4 protein-coding genes are annotated in these 1,935 nt (G+C 50.3%); all 4 read left to right on the forward strand.

The annotated features are described in order from the left end of the window. Positions 1–224 (forward strand): integrase core domain-containing protein (locus RJ38_RS05940; RefSeq protein WP_039017976.1); only part of this gene is annotated, 224 nt, incomplete at its 5' end. A 148-nt stretch (positions 225–372) separates the two neighbouring features. Next, entirely contained in the window at positions 373–729 is a 357-nt protein-coding gene (gene mobC, locus RJ38_RS05945; protein WP_039017977.1) for a plasmid mobilization relaxosome protein MobC, read from the forward strand. Beyond that, positions 726–1,598, forward strand: coding sequence for a relaxase/mobilization nuclease domain-containing protein (locus RJ38_RS05950; RefSeq protein WP_082005653.1), 873 nt, complete (start codon positions 726–728; stop codon positions 1,596–1,598). Before mobC ends, RJ38_RS05950 begins: the two co-directional genes overlap by 4 nt. Positions 1,599–1,645: 47 nt before the next feature. Then, on the forward strand, positions 1,646–1,935 hold a 290-nt coding region (locus RJ38_RS05955), incomplete at its 3' end, for a transposase (protein ID WP_039017978.1).

A 1,935-nucleotide genomic window follows, 5' to 3' on the forward strand; every position in this document is an offset into this window, starting at 1 on the left:
GCTATGACAACGCTCTAGCGGAAAGCACAATCGGTCTGTTCAAAACCGAGGTCATCGATTTTATGGGGCCTTGGAAATCTGTTGGACAGATCGAATGGGAAACCCTGAAATGGGTGAACTGGTACAACAAAAAACGCCTACACAGCAAAATCGATTACATCACCCCCCATGAAGCAGAGGAGAACTTCTATGAAGCCTTGAATGCCGCTGAAAAAGCAGCTTAATATTTGAACCAACAACTCTCCGGTAAAACCGGGGCGGTTCATCTGACAGTGTTTCAAATCCAGATTTTGAAGAGATATTTGAAGAACTTGAGCGTTGGAATGATGTTCTCAAGGATCACAAAACCACGATCCTGCGAGGGCCGCGCCCATGAGTCGCCTCGCACCGTTTTCATTGCGCCTAACCCCAGACGAACGATCTCAGCTTGAATCCCAAGCTGGGGCGATGCCGCTGTCCTCGTATATAAAGTCCGTGGTTTTTGCCGCTGAAGCTCCCAAATATCGGAAGCGGCGGAAACCACCTGTTGCGGAGCAACAGCTCTTGGCAGAGGTTCTAGCCCGCCTTGCCCAAACGCGGCAAGCCAACAACCTCAACCAGATCGCCAAACATCTCAATCTGGGCACTCTGATGGTCGATCCTGAATTGGAGGAAGACCTCAAGCGTGCTGTTGCCGAAGTGGCTTGGATGCGGTCAACATTGATGCAGGCCTTGGGAGTAAAATCATGATCCTCAAAGGCTCTCAACGCTCTGGTGCAAAGGCACTGGCCGACCATCTGATGAATGATCGTGACAATGATCATGTGTCATGCTTAGAGTTGCGTGATTTTTCATCAGATCAACTTCATGGTGCGCTCTCTGAGATGCACGCGATTTCCAAGGCCACCCAATGTAAGCAATTCATGTTTTCTCTTAGCTTAAACCCACCACAGGATCATATCGCCACCGAACAGGACTTCCTTGAGGCAGCAGACCGCGCAGAACAACAACTGGGACTGAGTGATCAGCCCCGCGCGATTGTCATGCATGAGAAAGAAGGTCGTCGCCACGCCCATGTGGTGTGGTCGCGTATCGATGCTGACGAAATGAAGGCTATCAATTTGCCCCATTTCAAAAACAAGCTGCGGGATTTATCGCGTGATCTGTTTCTGGATCATGGATGGGAATTGCCCGATGGTTTGGCGACCTACGGCAACAAATCACCGCTCAATTTTACATTGGAAGAATGGCAACAAGCCAAACGCCAAGGGCTTGATCCGCGTGAAATCAAGCAAACATTTCAACAGGCATGGGAACGCTGCGATAGTCAGATCGGTTTCAAGAACGCGCTTGAGGATCGAGGTTATTTCCTCGCTCGTGGTGATCGGCGTGGATTTGTTGCGTTGGATGTTGATGGCAATGTTCATTCGATTGCCAAATGGGCAGGTCTCAAAACCAAAGACGTAACTTCTAAACTCGGTTCACCTGAAAACTTGCCCTCAGTCGATGAAACGCAATCTATCATTCGATCCAAGGTCTCAGATCAAATGCGCGATTACATCTCCGATATCAAAGACCGCCAGAACAGCGATCTTGGTCCACTGCGCAACAAACTATGAACCGCCCCGGTTTTACCGGAGAGTAAAACACTCCAAAGGTGAGCCCTATGACAAAGAAGAAACATACCCCCGCCTATCCGACTGAGCTGCGTGAACGTGGCGTTCGGCTTTTTCGAGAAAACCGTGTCAATTATTCCAGCGATTCAGCCGCACACAAAGCGATCGCGCCCAAGCTTGGCTGTTCCCCTGACAGCCTGCGTATCTGGTGCCAACAAGCGGAACGTGATGAGGGTCAGCGCGCAGGCCTGACAACCGAAGAAAGGGACCGCATCAAAGAATTGGAACGAGAGAACAAGGAACTTCGCCAGGCCAATGAGATCCTGAAGAAGGCGTCGGC

It is taken from the genome of Halocynthiibacter namhaensis (assembly GCF_000812685.1).
Taxonomy (GTDB): domain Bacteria; phylum Pseudomonadota; class Alphaproteobacteria; order Rhodobacterales; family Rhodobacteraceae; genus Halocynthiibacter; species Halocynthiibacter namhaensis.

Excerpts from the sequence above, each read along its gene's own strand:
- mobC (WP_039017977.1), top strand. The coding sequence starts at position 373 with ATGAGTCGCCTCGCACCGTTTTCATTGCGCCTAACCCCAGACGAACGA.
- RJ38_RS05950 (WP_082005653.1), top strand. The coding sequence starts at position 726 with ATGATCCTCAAAGGCTCTCAACGCTCTGGTGCAAAGGCACTGGCCGAC.